At 44.1% G+C, this 18066-nt stretch carries 18 protein-coding genes; 12 read left to right on the forward strand and 6 right to left on the reverse strand.

Going from position 1 to position 18066, the window contains the following annotated elements:
• Positions 1–136: 136 nt before the first annotated feature.
• The 5 genes from EAE30_RS12805 (at position 137) to metR (ending at position 3219) form a co-directional block, all read left to right on the forward strand.
• Positions 137–676 carry a septation protein A gene (locus EAE30_RS12805; protein WP_123016267.1) on the forward strand — a complete coding sequence of 180 codons (540 nt, stop codon included), beginning with the start codon at positions 137–139 and terminating at the stop codon, positions 674–676.
• A 121-nt stretch (positions 677–797) separates the two neighbouring features.
• Positions 798–1199, forward strand: a complete 402-nt coding sequence (yciA, locus tag EAE30_RS12810) for an acyl-CoA thioester hydrolase YciA (RefSeq protein WP_123016268.1) — start codon at positions 798–800, stop codon at positions 1197–1199.
• A gap of 179 nt (positions 1200–1378) precedes the next feature.
• A complete protein-coding gene (locus tag EAE30_RS12815; RefSeq protein WP_123016269.1) occupies positions 1379–1675 on the forward strand; it encodes a YciI family protein in 297 nt (98 codons plus the stop codon).
• A 1-nt stretch (position 1676) separates the two neighbouring features.
• A complete protein-coding gene (locus tag EAE30_RS12820; protein ID WP_123016270.1) occupies positions 1677–2084 on the forward strand; it encodes a GspS/AspS pilotin family protein in 408 nt (135 codons plus the stop codon).
• Between the two features lie 223 nt (positions 2085–2307).
• The gene (metR, locus tag EAE30_RS12825) at positions 2308–3219 is read left to right on the forward strand and encodes an HTH-type transcriptional regulator MetR (RefSeq protein ID WP_123016271.1); all 912 of its coding nucleotides are present in this window, start codon (positions 2308–2310) and stop codon (positions 3217–3219) included.
• A gap of 89 nt (positions 3220–3308) precedes the next feature.
• Here the strand turns inward: metR and EAE30_RS12830 are convergent, their stop codons facing one another.
• From EAE30_RS12830 to EAE30_RS12845, 4 genes are all read right to left on the reverse strand, one after another.
• Positions 3309–3995 carry a hypothetical protein gene (locus tag EAE30_RS12830; RefSeq protein ID WP_123017371.1) on the reverse strand — a complete coding sequence of 229 codons (687 nt, stop codon included), beginning with the start codon at positions 3993–3995 and terminating at the stop codon, positions 3309–3311.
• A gap of 198 nt (positions 3996–4193) precedes the next feature.
• Positions 4194–5288, reverse strand: a complete 1095-nt coding sequence (gene serC / locus EAE30_RS12835) for a 3-phosphoserine/phosphohydroxythreonine transaminase (protein ID WP_123016272.1) — start codon at positions 5286–5288, stop codon at positions 4194–4196.
• Positions 5289–5428: 140 nt separating this feature from the next.
• Positions 5429–6280: a hypothetical protein gene (locus EAE30_RS12840; RefSeq protein WP_123016273.1), complete on the reverse strand. Its 852-nt coding sequence runs from the start codon at positions 6278–6280 to the stop codon at positions 5429–5431.
• A 50-nt stretch (positions 6281–6330) separates the two neighbouring features.
• Positions 6331–7656, reverse strand: coding sequence for a DUF945 family protein (locus tag EAE30_RS12845; RefSeq protein WP_123016274.1), 1326 nt, complete (start codon positions 7654–7656; stop codon positions 6331–6333).
• A gap of 386 nt (positions 7657–8042) precedes the next feature.
• On the opposite strand from EAE30_RS12845, the gene EAE30_RS12850 reads away from it, so the two are divergent.
• Positions 8043–8591: a hypothetical protein gene (locus tag EAE30_RS12850; RefSeq protein ID WP_123016275.1), complete on the forward strand. Its 549-nt coding sequence runs from the start codon at positions 8043–8045 to the stop codon at positions 8589–8591.
• A gap of 47 nt (positions 8592–8638) precedes the next feature.
• Here EAE30_RS12850 and EAE30_RS12855 read toward each other — a convergent pair whose 3' ends face one another.
• Entirely contained in the window at positions 8639–9235 is a 597-nt protein-coding gene (locus EAE30_RS12855; RefSeq protein ID WP_164711861.1) for a TfoX/Sxy family DNA transformation protein, read from the reverse strand.
• Positions 9236–9550: 315 nt separating this feature from the next.
• On the opposite strand from EAE30_RS12855, the gene EAE30_RS12860 reads away from it, so the two are divergent.
• The 6 genes from EAE30_RS12860 to EAE30_RS12885 all read left to right on the forward strand — a co-directional run bounded on the left by EAE30_RS12860 (position 9551) and on the right by EAE30_RS12885 (position 16592).
• Positions 9551–10471, forward strand: coding sequence for an HDOD domain-containing protein (locus tag EAE30_RS12860; protein WP_123016277.1), 921 nt, complete (start codon positions 9551–9553; stop codon positions 10469–10471).
• A 22-nt stretch (positions 10472–10493) separates the two neighbouring features.
• Positions 10494–11402 (forward strand): LysO family transporter, encoded by a 909-nt coding sequence (locus EAE30_RS12865; RefSeq protein ID WP_123016278.1) that lies wholly within the window; start codon positions 10494–10496, stop codon positions 11400–11402.
• 99 nt (positions 11403–11501) lie between these two features.
• Positions 11502–13154, forward strand: a complete 1653-nt coding sequence (gene panP, locus EAE30_RS12870) for a pyridoxal-dependent aspartate 1-decarboxylase PanP (protein ID WP_123016279.1) — start codon at positions 11502–11504, stop codon at positions 13152–13154.
• Positions 13155–13413: 259 nt separating this feature from the next.
• Positions 13414–14277: a MurR/RpiR family transcriptional regulator gene (locus EAE30_RS12875; RefSeq protein ID WP_123017372.1), complete on the forward strand. Its 864-nt coding sequence runs from the start codon at positions 13414–13416 to the stop codon at positions 14275–14277.
• A 210-nt stretch (positions 14278–14487) separates the two neighbouring features.
• A complete protein-coding gene (locus tag EAE30_RS12880) occupies positions 14488–14751 on the forward strand; it encodes a GrxA family glutaredoxin (RefSeq protein WP_123016280.1) in 264 nt (87 codons plus the stop codon).
• Positions 14752–14909: 158 nt separating this feature from the next.
• Positions 14910–16592, forward strand: coding sequence for an aspartate:alanine antiporter (locus EAE30_RS12885; protein WP_123016281.1), 1683 nt, complete (start codon positions 14910–14912; stop codon positions 16590–16592).
• Positions 16593–16685: 93 nt separating this feature from the next.
• Here EAE30_RS12885 and fabV read toward each other — a convergent pair whose 3' ends face one another.
• On the reverse strand, positions 16686–17888 hold the full coding sequence (gene fabV / locus EAE30_RS12890; protein WP_123016282.1) for an enoyl-ACP reductase FabV: 1203 nt from the start codon (positions 17886–17888) through the stop codon (positions 16686–16688).
• Positions 17889–18066 lie beyond the last annotated feature (178 nt).

Here is an 18066-nt window from a genome sequence, read left to right on the forward strand (position 1 = left end):
ATTGTTACGAGGCGACAATTTAGGGTGGTCAACACCTGCCAGCTAAGCTATTTTGTCTGGGAGTTGCCATGACTATTTTTCTTCATGTCGCTTTCCGATAGACTGTCCGTTGTATTTAATGAGGAATCCCCTATCCATGAAACAGTTACTCGACTTTATTCCACTGATTGTCTTTTTTGTGCTTTATAAGTATGCGGACATTTATACCGCAACAGGTGCGCTGATTGCCGCGACCGCATTGCAAATCGCTATCACTTATATGGTCTATAAAAAATGCGAAAAGATGCAACTGATCACTTTCGCACTGGTAACGATTTTTGGTGGAATGACGATCGCTTTCCATAACCCCGATTTTATTAAGTGGAAAGTTTCTCTCATCAATTGGATCTTTGCGATTGGTCTTATGGTGAGCCATTTGATGGGAAAATCTCTAATAAAAAGTATGTTAGGTAAAGAGCTCACCTTACCAGATACAGTCTGGACACGCGTGACTTGGGCGTGGGTCGGATTTTTTACCTTAAGTGGTATCGTCAATATCATTTTAGCCTACCACGTGTCTTTGGATGTGTGGGTCAACTTTAAAGTGTTTGGCCTCTTTATCGCAACACTGGTCTTTACCGTGCTGACGGTCTTGTATATGTACAAGCATATGCCGAAAAAAGATCCGGAAGCCTAGTACGCAGTGTGCCGAAGAAAGCGTGGCTTTTCAGTGCCGCTTTCAGATATTTCAAGGTATAATGCTATTTTTATCAGCGGCCAATGGCCGCTGTAATTTTATACCTCGTGGATAGTTATTTATGACACAAGACGTACATTCACCGAAAGGTCAAATGTTGCTCCGTACTTTAGCCATGCCTGCCGATACTAACGCCAATGGCGATATTTTTGGTGGCTGGATCATGTCACAACTCGATTTAGCGGGTGGCATTTTAGCCAAAGAAATTTCTTCTGGCCGTATTGTCACCGTTTCAGTTTCCAGTATTACCTTTAAAAAACCAGTCAGAGTCGGCGATGTCGTCTGCTGCTATGGTGATTGTATCAAGATTGGACGGACGTCAATGACCATAAACCTAGAGTTATGGGTTAAACCCGTGAAAGAAGATGGTGTACACGACCGTTTTCAAGTGACCGAAGCAACCTTTCACTATGTCGCCGTTGATGCTGATGGGCGTCCCCGGGCGATTAATATGGATAAATGATCACATTAATTTGCGGTGGTGAGTGTAAACTAATTGAACTATAGTATTGATTATCAATCAGAAAAATGAGGATGTTTGACTCTGATTCAGTCACGTGCGATTAAAGGTTGCAATCATCTTCATTACCAGCAGAATAATGGATTCACCGTGACTGTGATTCAACGTAAAAGGAAGAGCCGATGTGGTATGTTATTTACTCTCAAGATGTTGAGAATTCACTAGAAAAACGTATGAGTGTGCGAACTCAACACCTTGAACGATTGCAAAAACTGCAAGATGAAGGACGCCTTTTAACTGCAGGTCCAATGCCCGCACTGGATGTTGAAAACCCTGGAGACGCTGGATTTACAGGCTCAACCGTTATCGCAGAATTTTCCTCTCTTGAAGAGGCTCATGCATGGGCTGCTGCCGATCCGTATGTGGGTGCAGGCGTATACGCTAAAACTGTTGTTAAACCTTATAAGAAAGTATTTTAATATGAAAATTCGTACGTTAGGCGCTGTTGGGTTGATCATAGCACTACTGGCGGGTTGCAGTTCGGCTAATAAAGACCAAAAGCGTCTCGAGATGATCGCCACTAATCGCGCAGCGTTACTCTCTTCTGAACTGCCATTACAGTATGGTCCGTTACACATCATGCGAGCCAATTCCAGAGGTTCCATGATTGAAATGATGATGGTTTACAACACTGACGCCGCAGAAGCCAAACCAGTACAAGATGTCATGACACACAGTGCGATGTCGTTTTGTCAGAACCCCACTATTTCCGATAATCTTACCCAAGGAATTGATTATCGAATCAAAATACGTGATAGCCGGGGTAAATTACTGATTGATAATATCATCACAGATAAAAGCTGTGATAAGTTGCTGCCGAAAAAATAGTGTCCTTTCTAGCAAGCCCTATTCATAACGAATAGGGCTTTTTTATGTGATGAGGGTCCCCTTCAATCACACTGATACAGCCTAGTAAGGTAACACACCAAATCATATATAGCCGTCTAGATGTTTACACACCCAAGTTATCGATGTACATTGTAATGCATGGATTACCCAAGGAAATGAATCCTTGACCTTCTCAGCCGATTAGACAAAGGAAACGTCATCAATGATTGAGTTAAAGCATCTAAAAACCTTAGTCTCTTTGCGAGATAGTGGCTCGCTCACGTCAACCGCGACCGCCTTACATTTGACCCAATCGGCACTCTCTCATCAAATCAAGGATTTGGAAGCACGCCTAGGGGGGCAATTATTTTTGCGGAAGACGCGTCCAGTGAAATTCACGTCAGAAGGGCAAATCTTATTACAACTCGCGGATGAGATCCTGCCTAAAATGGCACAGGCGGAACAGGATTTAGCGAGTTTAAAAGAAGACATCAATGGCCGCTTACACATGGCGATCGAATGTCATTCTTGCTTTCAATGGCTGATGCCAGCGCTACGGGAATACCAAATCGCTTGGCCCAATGTCACGTTGGACTTCTCTTCCGGTTTTGGTTTTGAACCCCTTCCGGCTTTACTCGCGGGTGAATTGGATCTCGTGATCACTTCCGATATTCTGCCGCGCTCAGAAGTGCATTATGAACCCTTGTTCGACTTTGAAATGTGCTTGATCACCGCAACAAACCATCCATTAGCGCAAAAAAGCCGAATTGAACCGAGCGATCTCGCCGATCAAACGATGCTCAGTTATCCAGTTCAAAAACAACGGCTGGATGTGGTTAAACACTTTCTCCAACCTGCTGGTATCGAACCATTAAAATGGAAACAAGCCGATAATACCTTAATGCTCGTACAAATGGTTTCGGCGGGTCTTGGCGTTGCCGCCCTACCGAACTGGGCAATCAGTGAGTTTTCTCGTCAAGGATTGGTAACGAGTTTACCATTAGGGCAAGGATTAAAACGGCGTTTATTTGCCGCCACCCGTAATAGTGAGAAAAACAAAAACTATTTACAGGCTTTTTTCTCAACCGCACGCCAGCAATGTCAGCTTCATCTTGATGGCATTCATGTTGCTTAGCGAGCAACTGGCTCAATCACACGGTCGCGCTCGGCGACCATTGCCCTACCCATCCTGACAAAGTGCTACGCCCAGAGCCGAATTGAAAATCATGCTATCGACAAATACACCTGTTCAAAGCCCATCATAGCGCCCAACAATACAACCTGTGCGATCGCGAGCTGAGTTTTCATCACAGCTTTTCCCGTCAGCATATGCCACGCCCAAATAATGATGCTTAACACGAGCAGTGCAAAATAGGTCAAAAGCTGTTGTGTGGCAACGTGCAAACTCTCTTGTGGCAATTGCAAAGCATAAGGTACCACACACAACACTACCGCCATGGCAAAGAGGATCCCTCCCACAGGCAAAAGACGATGAAAGGCTTGTAAACGTGTCCGGGCAATCGTCAACAACAAATGGGCAAACAAGGCTCCTAGCAATCCGACACTCAATAAAGAAGACACACCGATTGACCACAGTGGCAAGCTGAATGCATTCCAAACTAAAATCACTGAGGCGTAAACGCTGGAGGCGTGTAACACCCAGAGCGGCCCTTCTTTGCGTGTTTTCTTCGTTTGTACTTGTGAGTAAAAATAAAAGATCCCTGCCCCAACCAATAATGAGCTCGGTTGCACCATCGCCGTCGCTAACCAAAGTACACCAATCACAGGCAGCACTTTATGAATACGCCCTCTCTGACCCGGACAAATTTCGCCTTTGACTAACACAAGTGTCAGAATGAGCTGCGCTCCAAGAAGCATCGCAGGTAATATGAGTAGTAAAGAATGAAGCATGATAAAAACCGTTAAATACATCGTGCGGCGGATAATACCAGAAATGTCCATGCAGGTAATAGTCGCGATCATGAGTTACCGAGTTTGTCAGTGCCAGACAGCGCTATCGTAGACATCATGAGGATAACCTTATAAAAAAAGCCTCACCGTAAGGCGAGGCTTTTTTATCAATCAGTACATCAACCGTACGTTAAGTCATTACGCGTATTGCTGTTCAAACTTCGTCATAAAATCCACCAGCGCCTGCACACCTTCTATCGGCATCGCATTATAGATAGAGGCACGCATCCCGCCCACCGCTCGGTGGCCTTTTAAGGAAATCAATCCGGCCTGTTGTGCTTGCTCAAGAAATAGCTCGTCAAGCTCCGGCTTGGCCAATTGGAAAGGCACATTCATACGTGAACGGTTGTCAGGATGAATGGTATTGCGATAAAAATCAGAACGGTCAATTGCATCGTACAGCAATTCGGCTTTTTGTTGATTCGTCGCTTCGACAGCCGCCAATCCACCCTGTTTTTTCAGCCATTTGAAGACCAACCCTGACATATACCAAGCAAAGGTTGGCGGAGTATTAAACATCGAGTCTCCCTCGGCCAAAACCTTATAATTGAGTATGCTTGGTAACAGCTCATTGGCCATATCTAATAAATCATCGCGAACAATCACAATCGTGATCCCAGCAGGACCGATGTTCTTCTGAGCGCCCGCATAAATAACACCGTACTGACTCACATCGATTTTCTTTGACAAAATGTTGGATGACATATCAGCAACGATGGGTTTGTCAGTCACAGGAAGCTCACTGATCTCGACACCATCAATGGTTTCATTCGGACAAAAATGAACATAAGCCGCATCGTCAGCAATCATCCACTCAGAGGCCGGCTGAATTGCGGTCTTTCCGTCTTTTTCCATCTTCGCGTCGTACAAATCAATGTGGCAATATTTTTGAGCTTCTTTGACTGCGCTCATTGCCCAATACCCACCATCAATATAGGTCGCTTTCTTGTGGTCACCTAAAAGGTTCATTGGTACTGCCGCAAATTGCGCACGAGCGCCGCCCTGACAGAACAGAACTTTATAGTTATCAGGAACACTCAAGAGATCACGTAAATCTTGCTCAGCTTCACTTGCTACACGTAAGAAAGGTTGGCTGCGATGGCTAATCTCCATCACTGATGTGCCCATATCATGCCAGTTCACGAATTCCTGTTGCGCTTGCTCCATCACGGCTTTCGGTAAAATGGCGGGTCCAGCTGAAAAATTAAAGATGACGTCCTTATTAGGCTCCATGAGTATCTCGCTCCTGCTAATGTATTTGAATATAACTGCTTATGATTAATAGCACTTTTCGAAATGAATAAAAAGTGGCACAAGAGCCTTTTTCATGCACTCAAGAACTTTTCTTATAAAACGGGAAATTTTCTTACACGTTAATGCGTAAACACCCTCGGTACCGAGAATACCCGACGCATCCACACATAAAACAGCCCTAAGAAGACCAATGGTAATATCACAGTTTTCAATATATACAAAGCCATTAAGGTCAACATATCAAGCACAGAGTCTTCCGCTTTTTGTGCAAATTGCAACAATTGCTCTTTACGTTGCTGCACATTATCAGCCAATGCGCTCCATTGTGCTTTAATCCGTTCTATCATCCCTAAAAAACTGTCGTCATTTTTTTTCACGTCAGGGTCACTGGTTAGCGCAGACGTCGGGCTGGCATCACTGACACGAGCCACACTGACTTGGCGGTGCTGAATTTGTTGATCAATAAACCAATGATCGACCAATAAGGTACTCAACACACTGAATAAAATAATAAAACGGCTAATGGCTAAAAATGCGAAGACTTTCCATAACCAGCGTTGTTCACGCCAACGCTGCGGTAACCATACGCTGACAATAAGCAATGCGCCCACGGTAACAAACAGCGCATTGGCTGGTAAGGAAGATAACATGACTAACCACACCTTCTGTAGCGTCAGTGACGTAAACGCGACGACCATAATATCGCTGAATTTATCGATCAAATCGCTGATCGGATTGAGCACCTGCCCAACATCAATCGAGACTACCCCAGCCGATACCTCGGAGCTTTTAAGCGTCGAAATTGCGGCATCTAATGTACGAGCTATCGCGTAGCTACTTGCCGTGGTGACCAACGCTTGGTCTATCATAAGATGAGTTCGCTCATCGAGACTACGCATACTCGCTAACACCATCATCAATAATACAACGATGCAAAGCATGGCTCGATGGTAACGGGATAACTGTCTCATCTTGTTGGTGTCCTTATAAAAAAGCGGAGCCTACCGGCTCCGCATGATGATCAATGAGCGTATTGTAATAACCCCATACTCATCATCATTAATACTTGCAAAGGAATCTTATGGTCTTTGTCAAACACCAAGTTCCCTTTCTCAATGGTCGCCTTCATGGTATAGCCGTCTTTGCCTTGCTTCGCGATTTCTGAGACAACCAATTCGTCCGCAGTACGCTGCAACATAGGAAACTGCTTGGCGAGCGATTCGGATAACGTCACACCTAAGTTGCCCTGCAATAATTGCATCACTTGTGCTGGGTTGCGGGTCACATGCTCGGTTCCCTCTGGCATAGAAATTTTCAATTGTGAGGTAAAATCACCGTCATCGATATTACCATCCAATTGACTGATTTCGACAGAAAACCCTTTGGCAAATAAAGTATCAATAAACGGCAACGCTTGTCCTAAATCTTGCCCAGTGACGTTAGAGCGGCCGTTATAAAGATCAGAAAGCTGCACAAACGAAGCTCGGTCAACATTATTCAATGCCGCCCCTAACGTTAAATCGTGCGCGTCAAAATCATCCGATTTAAATTCATCAATGGTAATTTTATGCTGACTGGTAAAACGCGTCTCTTTTTGATCAAGGCGCGATGAGAACTCATACGTTAACCCTTCAATCGTCGCACTGATAGGTTCAGCTTGTTGCATAGATTGTGCGCCCGCATTCGGCTTAGGCGGATTGGCAGAGTTCCCAACTGCATTAATCCGACCAACAGTTAAGGTTTGGTCACCGACCCACAAACTTCCCGACCGTTTACCTGAACCCTCAATAGCAATGTCATGAATGGTAATCTTAGCATCGTTAGAAAAATCAACCGCCACAGACGGAAGCGTCGATTTAAAGCTTAACTCACCGAGTTTGGTGATCATGCCCGTCACATTACCCGCAGAGGTCGAGATCGAGTACGCATCTTTGCCATCATGCTGATAATTCCATTTCTCAATATTAAGCTTGAAGTTGGTGTTGCCATTCAATTGTGTCTGCGTGTCCAGCGTGAATGGGAAATTGGGGTAATCTGGTAAAGTCGTATTTGAGGATAAACTGAATAATTCATGGTCAATGTCACTGTGAACCAAAAAAGTCGTTGGTAAACCATCCGCTTTGAACTGACGTGCCAGTTTACTGTCCGTAATAGTCACACGTGACGTCATATCTGACGACAAGTATCCGCGGTCGTACTTCACTAATGACACATCCACATCGGGTGAATGAATATTCTTTATTCCTTTTTCAAGGACATTCTGGCCAATCTGGCCCACGGCAAGTGGCCAACATGCAGCAATCGCGATCGCTCCTGCGATGGCTCCAACCTTCTTAACGTTGTTCATATCATTTTCCTGTCGATGTCGTCGGCATTATTTATTCCAATATCTTCACAGTTTAGCGGACTAACCTCCAGAGAATTTTAAAAAAAAGCGAATTTTTAAGCTTTTTTTGTTAAAATCCTTCAATAACATCGCTTTTCATGTTTTTTGATCCAGAAGCGTACTTGCAAACACGTATTGGTATTGTCTACTTTTAAGTGATCTCATATTTTTACACACAATGAGATCAGAAAGTTTTACTATGGCATTGAACTTGCTTTATTTTAGTCCATAACTGAATAGCGACAATTTTTTGATACTCAGGATTAAGATGGTCGTTGGGCTAATGGCGCCTATTGACGGTCGCTCTCCGATTGAAAATCACATTACAATATAGGTTTATGGAAACTATGCGTAAAATGTTAATGGCAGCAGCATTGCTGCTAGCATCAGGCCAAACTCTGGCTGCCACCGATCTAGAAGGCTCTGCGTCAATGAGCAATTTTAACTATGACTACGTAGACGCGCGAATCGGTGTTAGTCCCGTGACTTATGGCGCCAAACTAAGCCATTCTATTCATCCCAATGCACATTTTCTTGCCAGCGTTGATTCTGAGTTTAATGGTGATTTCGATGCGGCAACTGGATTGGGTTTTCATGCGCCAATTAATAACTGGGCGGATTTAACCGGTGCTATGTTATGGCGAGTGGTCGATAAAAAACACCAAAATAGCCCCGATTCTGGTATGGAGTTGAATGTCGGTGTTCGCCAGTGGTTAGGTCCACAACTGGAAGTGGGTGGTGATGTTGGTTATGTCTCTATTGATGATAACGATGATTGGACAGGTACCGTTTATGCACGTTTTCATTCAACAGAATTGTTCTCTCTAGGGGCGGCCGCTCGTATCAATGGCACCTATGATGACCAACTCATGTTCTCAGCCCGTTTTAAATACTGATTGATATTAGCGTTGAGCTAATTAGCTCAACGCTAACTATTAAATCGCTAAACATACACTCGCTGCTCATATTCATTCAGTAAAGCTTGTTTACGCGTCTCTTCTAAAAGCTCCCAATAAATGCCCTCTTGAGCGGCTGCTAATTTCCACAAAAGACGAATATCGGTTTTATGGCCATAAAATTCTGTGATTCGAACAAAAGCAGCAACAGCGCCAACATGAAAAAATGTCGACACATCACTAATCCCCACTTTCTTCAACATCCTTTCCGTCGTCAATTGAAGATTAAGTAAGTCTCGTAAACGTTGATTATAAACGCTGCGCCGATTATCTTCTTCCTCAATAACCGCCTGCATAGTGCCATCAATCAGAGCTTTCGCCAGATCAATATTGTCCAATAAAAACGCTGAAATATCGTAATAATTGACCGTCGCCACTGTCGTTTTTTTGACATGCTTAAATTTTTGGCACCCGAGCGCTTGTAACTGAGATTCAAATGGCTGAGTTCCACGAAGATAAATGTGCGATCGGCTATACAATGCGTACATCACATCACAATGAAAAAAACCAATACCACCAAACATAGAGCGTGTAGTTTGCGCACCGTATTGTTCTACGACTTTATTAAAAACCTCTTTTGACATCCTGGACATCCTCCTTTGTGCATATCTTTTAGCCTGTACCTCTCTGGATACGGTCCCTCTCTGACTGGAGCTAGTCAACTCAGTGAAATTAAAGTATTAGCTCTAGTCATGAAATTGTCACGAATCGTCATGTGAACTACCGAACACATCTCGCAAGTAATGTCAGTTATTGTTTATCATTGTTGTGAAAAGTGTTGGCCACCTCTTATTGCGCTGTAAATAACTCTAAATAGCGATTGAAAAATCAGATTCACTTGTACTTCACCGTACGACATAGGTAAAATATGGAACAGTTTTCTCTAAGTTAATGCGGTTATGAATCATTTATCTTTTTATTGGCTAGCAGACAACCATCAAGCATTGATGCAAAGCTTGAAGAGCGAGTTCTCTGAGTTAGTCGAACAATCACTTAAGACTGGCAGGATTTCATTGCCGCCACTTCCTGCAGCCGTTGCACGAATTCAACAGTTGTGTACAAAAGAGTCCACGACCGTTTCTGACGTTGCCGACTGTTTGATCGATGATCCTAGTCTGGCAGCCGTCGTGATTCGTATCGCGAACTCCGTCGTATTTAACCGCCGCAACATCACATGTAACGATTTAATGACCGCTGTGGGTCGTTTGGGGATCATACGAGTCCGAGATATCGTGACCGCACAAGCGATCGAGCAGCTCAAACACAGTATCGACTTAAGTTCAGAGTGTAATAAGATGCTCGCAAGCAGTGCCCACAACGCACGAGAGCTCGGTGCGACCATGCTGCTCGTTACTGAGACATTTAAAACATTAGCGCCAAAAGAATACGATTACCTCAAAGATGAAAAAGCGCTATTAGTCGGTCTTCTTGCCGACATCGGGCTGTTTTGCTTAGTCAACGAATACCATTTGTACCTAGAACGTGGCAATTATTTACACGAAGACATCGCCATGCAGGTGTTTCAATCGCGCTGTTCAAGCATCAGCCAATTCGTGCTAAAAAACTGGGGTTTCGATCTGGATTTCCAAGAGGTCGCAAGCAATCAAGAATTGCAATCCCCACAACACGAAGTGCGTTACTTAGATATTGCCCGAATCGCCAGCCATTTATTGATGTTTCGTAAGCGTGATGACGCCATCGCAGAACATGAAGTCGAACTCAATGCTGAAGGCGCAGAGGTCCTGTTCGAATTGAGTAATCTTTCCGATCATGACTTCAACGAAAAACTTCGCTCTGCCATTCTTTCGAGTGGATTTTAAATTTTAACGCCTCAGGTATCGTATGTTTTCAGGGATGTTACTGATTTTTGCCCCACTCGTTGTGGGCTATTTTTTGTCGTTTAAAAATGCACGCTGCCTGCATGTCATCAATCAGTCCACAACGTATCTTATTTATATTATTTTGTTTCTGATGGGGTTGAGCATTTCAGCTCTTGATAATCTTGATGACAATATTTTAGAAATTGGCAAATACTCAGCAGTCTTTATCGGGCTCATGGCACTGTGCAATTTTTCCGTATTACCCATTGTCGATAAACTGCTGCCGATGAACGCCGCTGCCAGTAAGCAGCATGTCCCCCTTCATCATATGGCAATGGACTCGTGTAAACTTCTATTCGTCGTCGGTGCAGGTCTTATCGTTGGCATATTGCAACCTTATCGGCTCAACTGGGTCGCTTCTGTCAGTGAAGGGGTCTTATTTCTTTTGCTCTTCTTTATCGGGATCCAATTGCGCAATAGTGGCCTGACATTAAAACAAATTTTGCTTAACAAGCGTGGTACGCTGATTGCGCTTGTTGTCGTCGTCAGTTGTTGGGTTGGTGGAGTCTTAGCGGCGCTTGTTTTACACTTGCCCATATTACAAGGATTAGCCATGTCGTCGGGCTTCGGCTGGTACTCGCTTTCAGGCATACTGATGGGCGATGCTTATGGTCCGATTTTTGGTGGTAGCTCATTTATCATCGAGCTAGTACGAGAATTAATTGCATTGGTCTTGATTCCACTGTTAATTCATCGTCGTCCCTGTACCAGCATCGGTTATGCGGGGGCAACGGCAATGGATTTTACCTTGCCCGTGATTCAGACTACAGGTGGGGTGCACTGTGTACCGGTAGCGATTGTCAGTGGCTTTATACTGAGTCTCTTTGTGCCCGTGTTTATGCTGTTATTTGTTTCCTTATCGACACTCTAAAAGCAGCGCTACACATTCAAAAAGTGGCTCGATATTTCAGTACCAGAGTGAATATTACCTTCTCTATCGCACCACTTTTTGTACATTTAGGTTGAATGCATGACAATAAATAGTAATAAAAAAGCGACAGTGAGTTTTGAAAGCCTGCTAAAAATCTTTACGGTGCCCGAAGGGCCTGAGTCAACATTAACGCAAATCGAATCAGCACTTTCTCATAACCTCAACGCTTTTTTAAACGATCATATTGTGGCCGAAGAAAAACCGTTGGCTGATATAGAGCGAGATTTTGCACAAGCGCAGATTCCCGATGAGCCGGAATTTGTTTCTGTCCACACCGATCATCTGCTTGAAAAAGTCGTCGCTCATTCTGTGCATACGGCTTCTCCTCACTTTATTGGGCATATGACCTCTGCGTTGCCATACTTTTTACTGCCTCTCGCGAAGGTCATGACCGCACTTAACCAAAACTTAGTGAAAATTGAAACGTCTAAAGCTTTCACCCCCTTAGAGCGTCAAGTGCTTGGCATGCTTCATCATCTGATCTATCAGCGTAGCGATGCGTTTTATGCACCACTCATGCACAGTGCCTCCCATTCTCTTGGGGCATTTTGTTCCGGGGGGACGGTCGCCAATATCACGGCACTGTGGGTGGCAAGAAACCACGCTTTACCCGCTGATGGAGGCTTTGCAGGCATTGCTCATTCGGGCTTGAACGCGGCTTTGCGCCATTACGGCTACGATGATTTAGCGATCCTTGTTTCTGAGCGTGGTCACTACTCGTTAAAAAAAGCCGCTGATGTTCTCGGAATAGGACAAAACAATGTGGTTACCATCCCCACCGATGAACACAATCGTCTCGATCTCGCGGCGTTTGAAACGACGCTCACGCAATTAAAGCAGAAAAATGTGTGTGTCTTTGCGGTTGTGGGAATAGCCGGGACAACGGAAACCGGTAACGTCGATCCATTGCCAGCAATGGCTAAGATATGCCAAAGAGAAAACATCCACTTTCACGTTGACGCCGCCTGGGGAGGTGCCACCTTATTTTCTGACACCCATCGCCATTTATTGCGCGGTATTGAACAAGCGGACTCTGTCACCATCGATGCGCATAAACAGCTTTACATTCCCATGGGCGCTGGCATGGTGTTATTTAAAAACCCGAGTGCATTACAGGCAATCGAACATCATGCACAATACATTTTGCGGGCGGGCTCAAAAGATTTGGGCAGTCATACGCTGGAAGGTTCGCGCTCGGGAATCGCGATGCTGGTGTACTCAAGCTTACACATTTTAGGCCGTCGTGGTTATCAGTTACTCATTGATCAAAGTATTCAAAAAGCCCACTTTTTTGCGAGGCTTATTAGTGAGCAAGCGGATTTTGAATTGGTCTCCAAGCCTGAATTATGCTTGCTCACCTATCGTTATGTTCCACACATCGCTGTCAAAGCGCTAGCAATTGCGACGCAAGAACAGCAAAACAAACTCAATGCGTTACTCAATGAACTGACTATTTTTATGCAGAAAAAACAACGCGAAAATGGTCGCTCATTTGTCTCACGAACTCAGTTAACGCCATTGCGTTGGTCATCTTACCCCATTGTGGTTTTTCGAGTGGTGCTCGCGAATCCCCTAACAACAGAAGACATACTCAGGTCAGTACTCGATGAACAGCGCCATTTAGCTCAGCAAGCCACATCGTTACTAAAAATGATTGAAGCCGACTGCCGAGCAATACTCGACCAATCGTGACACTTCACGTGAATTTCAGTGTCAATGACACATAAAAACCTGTATATATTGAATGAATCCTTGGGTTTTATGTCATTCTAATCAAACGTAGTTTGAGGCCTGTCATAGAATCATTGATTGATAGCGCGTTTCATTTATGAAATGCGCCATGGAGGGTTTATACTCCCTCCAATGCCATTGAACCTAGTTGTACTCGAATACGTGCTTTTTAGAGCTAGGATGAGATCGACGACTACTTATTTATGCCTGCGTGATGACAATGAATACAATAGAAAAAATCCAAAAAAACCTAGAAAACTTCAGCAAATCTGAGCGTAAAGTTGCCGAAGTGATCATGGCTGCTCCGCAGGAAGCCATTCATTCAAGCATTGCAACGTTAGCTAAAATGGCCGATGTGAGTGAGCCAACAGTGAATCGCTTCTGTCGCCGTTTAGACACCAAAGGGTTCCCTGACTTTAAATTGCATCTTGCGCAAAGCTTGGCCAACGGTACCCCATATGTGAACCGAAATGTGGAAGAAGATGATGGCCCAGATGCCTATACCCACAAAATTTTCGAATCCACCATGGCTTGCCTCGATGTAGCAAAAAATAGTCTCGATCCGGCCCAAATCAATCGAGCAGTCGATTTATTAACGCAAGCCAAACGCGTTTCATTTTTTGGCTTAGGGGCATCTTCTGCGGTAGCACGAGACGCTCAAAATAAGTTCATTCGTTTTAATATTCCGATCACTTGCTTTGAAGATGTGGTCATGCAACGGATGAGCTGCATTAACTGCACTGATAACGATGTCGTGGTTCTCATTTCTCATACTGGTAGAACGAAGAGTCAAGTCGACATTGCCCAACTCGCTATTGAAAACGGCGCAACAGTGATCGCGATTACCGCAAAAGATTCACCGCTGGATCAAGTCAGCTCTCTCTCGATTTGCCTCGATGTGCCGGAAGATACGGACATTTATATGCCAATGGCAAGCCGTGTGGTTCAAATGACGGTCATTGATGTGTTAGCTACCGGATTTACCTTAAGACGAGGGTCAGGTTTTAGAGACAACTTGAAGCGCGTGAAAGAGTCGCTAAAAGACTCGCGTTACGATAAATTCTCGCAGTTTACCAGTGAATAAGTTTACATTGCTCACCTAAGGCTGACGATTAGCGTGAACGGATGCATTGACCTGTTGTTTTTGAAACTTGATCAATGCATCGCCCCTTCTCTTTCAATATGTGTATTTTATAAGCAATAGATTTTACCTATTGGATTGAATGGTAAATGCACCTTTATTTTCTATATTGAATAGGGCATATTGGCTACTAAAGCAATTAAGGAGAGAGTTATGTTTGTTGTTATTTTTGGTCGTCCTGCTTGTCCTTTCTGTGTTCGTGCAAAAGAGCACGCAGAAACATTAAAAGAGAAGCATGAAGACTTTAACTACCGCTATGTTGATATTCAAGCAGAAGGTATCTCTAAAGAAGATTTGTCTAAGAGTGTTGGTAAACCGGTTGAAACGGTTCCTCAAATCTTCATCGATCAAGAACCTATCGGTGGTTGTAGTGAATTTGAAGCCTACGCAAAAGAACATTTAGGTCTGTTTGACTAAAACGGATTTTTCATAAAGAAGCCCGCGCTGATGCTGCGGGCTTTTTTATTTATAAAATCTTTGTGAAAGATGAATATTTCCCCTTATATTTTCCTTATAGTTATATACAATGATGCGTATACTCTTGTTCAGACAATTATGCTATTTGAGCGGTACCTGTGAATATTGACGTAGTCTTTCTACTTAAACAAAATCCCATCCTACTTATTTTCGTCGCGTTGGCCATTGGGCTTGCTATTGGTAAAATCCGCATAGGCAGTCTGCAGCTCGGTAATTCTATCGGTGTGTTAGCTACGTCTTTGATCATGGGCCATCTCGGTTTTTCCTTTGATGCGGACGCTCTGACCATTGGCTTTATGCTATTCATATACTGTGTTGGTATTGAAGCGGGTCCTAACTTTTTTGGCATTTTCTTTCGCGACGGCAAACACTATTTAATACTGAGCTTAGTCGTCCTAGTCACCGCCACATGGATCACCTATTTTGGCAGTTATTATCTCGACCTCGACTACGGATTATCAGCAGGTATGATGGCTGGTGCCCTCACCTCGACCCCCGTGTTGGTTGGTGCTCAAGACGCCATCAACTCAGGGTTATCGCAAGTTCCACATAATAAAGACATCAGTTTGATACTCAACAGCGTTTCTGTTGGTTATGCCATGGCCTACCTGATCGGTTTAATCAGCATGATTATGTTCGCGAAGCTGCTCCCGAAAATTCAAAAGCAGAATCTTTCCGATTCGGCTCAGCAAATTGCGAAAGAGCGAGGCTTAGGGGCAAACAGTCAACGCAAAGTCTATTTACCGATTATTCGTGCCTATCGCGTCGGTCCTGAATTGGTGAACTGGGTGGATGGCCGCAACTTGCGTGAGCTCGGAATCTATCGTCAAACGGGTTGCTATATCGAACGCATTCGTCGTAATGGCATTCTTGCCCATCCAGACGGTGATGCCATTTTACAAGAAGGTGATGAAATCGCGTTAGTCGGCTACCCAGATAGCCACGCACGACTTGATCCCAGCTTTCGTAATGGCAAAGAAGTCTTTGATCGTAACTTGCTGGATTTAAGAATTTCTGAAGAAGAGATCGTGGTAAAAAGCGATGCCGTTGCAGGGAAACGGTTAACGGATCTTAATATGTCTGAATACGGGTGTTTCCTCAATCGCGTCGTCCGAGCACAAATCGAAATGCCAATGGACTCAGAGATTGTGTTAGCCAAAGGCGACGTATTACAAGTCAGCGGCGAAAAGTCCCGTGTGCAAGGTTTGGCAGATAAAATCGGTTTTATCTCCATTCACAGTCAAATGGCTGACCTCCTCGCATTTTGTAGCTTCTTTATCTTAGGCATCTTGCTTGGTTTAGTAACGATGACATTTGGCCAAGTATCCTTCAGTCTTGGCAATGCCGTCGGTCTGCTATTAGCGGGTATTACACTCGGCTTTTTACGAGCCAACCACCCGACGTTTGGCTACGTTCCGCAGGGGGCGCTTAATATGGTGAAGGACTTAGGCTTGATGTTTTTCATGGTGAGTATTGGTCTCAGCGCCGGGGCTCAGATGTTTGACCATTTGTCAGATATCGGTTTTAAAGTGATTGGCTTAGCCTTTTTGGTCAGTGTGGTTCCAGTATTTTTTGCCTATGTGGTCGGCGCTTATATATTGAAAATGAACCGCGCGTTGCTGTTTGGCGCCATCATCGGTGCTCGTACATGCGCGCCTGCAATGGATATTGTTAACGACTACGCTAAATCAACGGTTCCTGCATTAGGCTATGCAGGCACGTATGCCATTGCCAATATTCTGATGACGCTAGCTGGTACAATTTTAATACTGCTAAATTAAGAGTAGAGACCAATAATAACCCATAAAAAAGCGCTCCGAAGAGCGCTTTTTTTATCCATTCATGAAAGCTAAGCCAACTGAAAGTTCCATTGATTAGATGTCTTGAACATCAAACTCAACTTGTGGGTTAACATCAGCATCGTAATCAACGCCTTCAATACCAAAGCCAAACAGTTTCAAAAACTCTTGTTTGTAACTTACGTAATCCGTCAACTCTTTCAAGTTTTCTGTGGTGATTTGTGGCCATAGCGCCTGACAGTATGCTTGAATATCTTCACGCAATTCTAAGTCATCAAGACGCAGGCGGTTTTGATCGTCAACGTCTGGTGCAGAACCATCTTCTTTAAATAAACGCTCGTTAAACATGCGTAAAATCTGGTCCATACAGCCTTCGTGCACACCTTCTTCACGCATTTTTTTGAATACCATTGCGATATAAAGAGGCATAACTGGAATCGCGGAACTTGCTTGAGTAATCACTGATTTCAATACAGCCACGTTCGCTGTACCATTTTTCGCAGCTAACTTCTCGTTAAGCTCAGCAGCAGCACGATCCAAATCCATTTTTGCACGGCCAAGAGCACCATGCCAGTAGATAGGCCAAGTAAGCTCAGTACCGATGTAGCTGTAAGCAACGGTTTTACAACCATCAGCCAAAACGCCAGCTTCATCTAATGCATTGATCCACAATTCCCAATCTTGGCCACCCATCACGGTGACAGTATCTTCAATTTCTTGTTCGGTTGCGGGTTCAACGCTGGCTTCAATAATCACATCACGGTTGGTATCGACCGCTGTTGACGTGTACGTTTCACCAACCGGTTTCAAGCAAGAGCGTACCACTTCATCTGAGTCTGGAAGTTTACGTACTGGCGATGCCAAGGAATACACCACCATATCGATTTGACCCAAATCTTCTTTGATCAAATCAATGGTTTTTTGCTTCGCTTCATGCGAGAAAGCATCACCATTCAAGCTCTTCGAGTACAAGCCTTCTTCTTTTGCAAACTTATCAAATGCTGCTGAGTTATAGTAACCCGCAGTACCTGGTTTTTTCTCTGTGCCTGGCTTTTCAAAAAAGACACCGATTGTCGCTGCACCGCCACCGAATGCCGCAGCAATTCGAGAAGACAAACCATAACCGCTTGATGAACCTACAACTAACACACGTTTAGGTGCGTTTTTGATAGGACCTTGGGCCTTGGTGTGTGCAATTTGTTGTTTTACATTTTCTTCACAACCCACTGGGTGCGTTGTCGTGCAGATAAATCCGCGAATCTTAGGTTTGATGATCATATTCAACTTCCTTTCAAAATCAGCGTAAGGATAAAAGTTTCCTCGTCAGAGCGCACCTTATTTTTGTCAAAATGCGTTGAAATCCCAAGTGGTTGGATCACTAACGATGCAATCTTAAACGAAAAAACAGCAAGGGCCTCTACTTGAAGCCCTTGCGTACGCCAATATCATTTTTAAT

The organism is Vibrio zhugei (assembly GCF_003716875.1).
GTDB lineage: Bacteria > Pseudomonadota > Gammaproteobacteria > Enterobacterales > Vibrionaceae > Vibrio > Vibrio zhugei.

Bases quoted from the DNA above. Each gene is read 5' to 3' on its own strand.
- EAE30_RS12805 (WP_123016267.1), top strand. From the start codon at position 137: ATGAAACAGTTACTCGACTTTATTCCACTGATTGTCTTTTTTGTGCTT.
- yciA (WP_123016268.1), top strand. From the start codon at position 798: ATGACACAAGACGTACATTCACCGAAAGGTCAAATGTTGCTCCGTACT.
- EAE30_RS12815 (WP_123016269.1), top strand. From the start codon at position 1,379: ATGTGGTATGTTATTTACTCTCAAGATGTTGAGAATTCACTAGAAAAA.
- EAE30_RS12820 (WP_123016270.1), top strand. From the start codon at position 1,677: ATGAAAATTCGTACGTTAGGCGCTGTTGGGTTGATCATAGCACTACTG.
- metR (WP_123016271.1), top strand. From the start codon at position 2,308: ATGATTGAGTTAAAGCATCTAAAAACCTTAGTCTCTTTGCGAGATAGT.
- EAE30_RS12830 (WP_123017371.1), bottom strand. From the start codon at position 3,995: ATGCTTCATTCTTTACTACTCATATTACCTGCGATGCTTCTTGGAGCG.
- serC (WP_123016272.1), bottom strand. From the start codon at position 5,288: ATGGAGCCTAATAAGGACGTCATCTTTAATTTTTCAGCTGGACCCGCC.
- EAE30_RS12840 (WP_123016273.1), bottom strand. From the start codon at position 6,280: ATGAGACAGTTATCCCGTTACCATCGAGCCATGCTTTGCATCGTTGTA.
- EAE30_RS12845 (WP_123016274.1), bottom strand. From the start codon at position 7,656: ATGAACAACGTTAAGAAGGTTGGAGCCATCGCAGGAGCGATCGCGATT.
- EAE30_RS12850 (WP_123016275.1), top strand. From the start codon at position 8,043: ATGCGTAAAATGTTAATGGCAGCAGCATTGCTGCTAGCATCAGGCCAA.
- EAE30_RS12855 (WP_164711861.1), bottom strand. From the start codon at position 9,235: ATGTCAAAAGAGGTTTTTAATAAAGTCGTAGAACAATACGGTGCGCAA.
- EAE30_RS12860 (WP_123016277.1), top strand. From the start codon at position 9,551: ATGAATCATTTATCTTTTTATTGGCTAGCAGACAACCATCAAGCATTG.
- EAE30_RS12865 (WP_123016278.1), top strand. From the start codon at position 10,494: ATGTTTTCAGGGATGTTACTGATTTTTGCCCCACTCGTTGTGGGCTAT.
- panP (WP_123016279.1), top strand. From the start codon at position 11,502: ATGACAATAAATAGTAATAAAAAAGCGACAGTGAGTTTTGAAAGCCTG.
- EAE30_RS12875 (WP_123017372.1), top strand. From the start codon at position 13,414: ATGAATACAATAGAAAAAATCCAAAAAAACCTAGAAAACTTCAGCAAA.
- EAE30_RS12880 (WP_123016280.1), top strand. From the start codon at position 14,488: ATGTTTGTTGTTATTTTTGGTCGTCCTGCTTGTCCTTTCTGTGTTCGT.
- fabV (WP_123016282.1), bottom strand. From the start codon at position 17,888: ATGATCATCAAACCTAAGATTCGCGGATTTATCTGCACGACAACGCAC.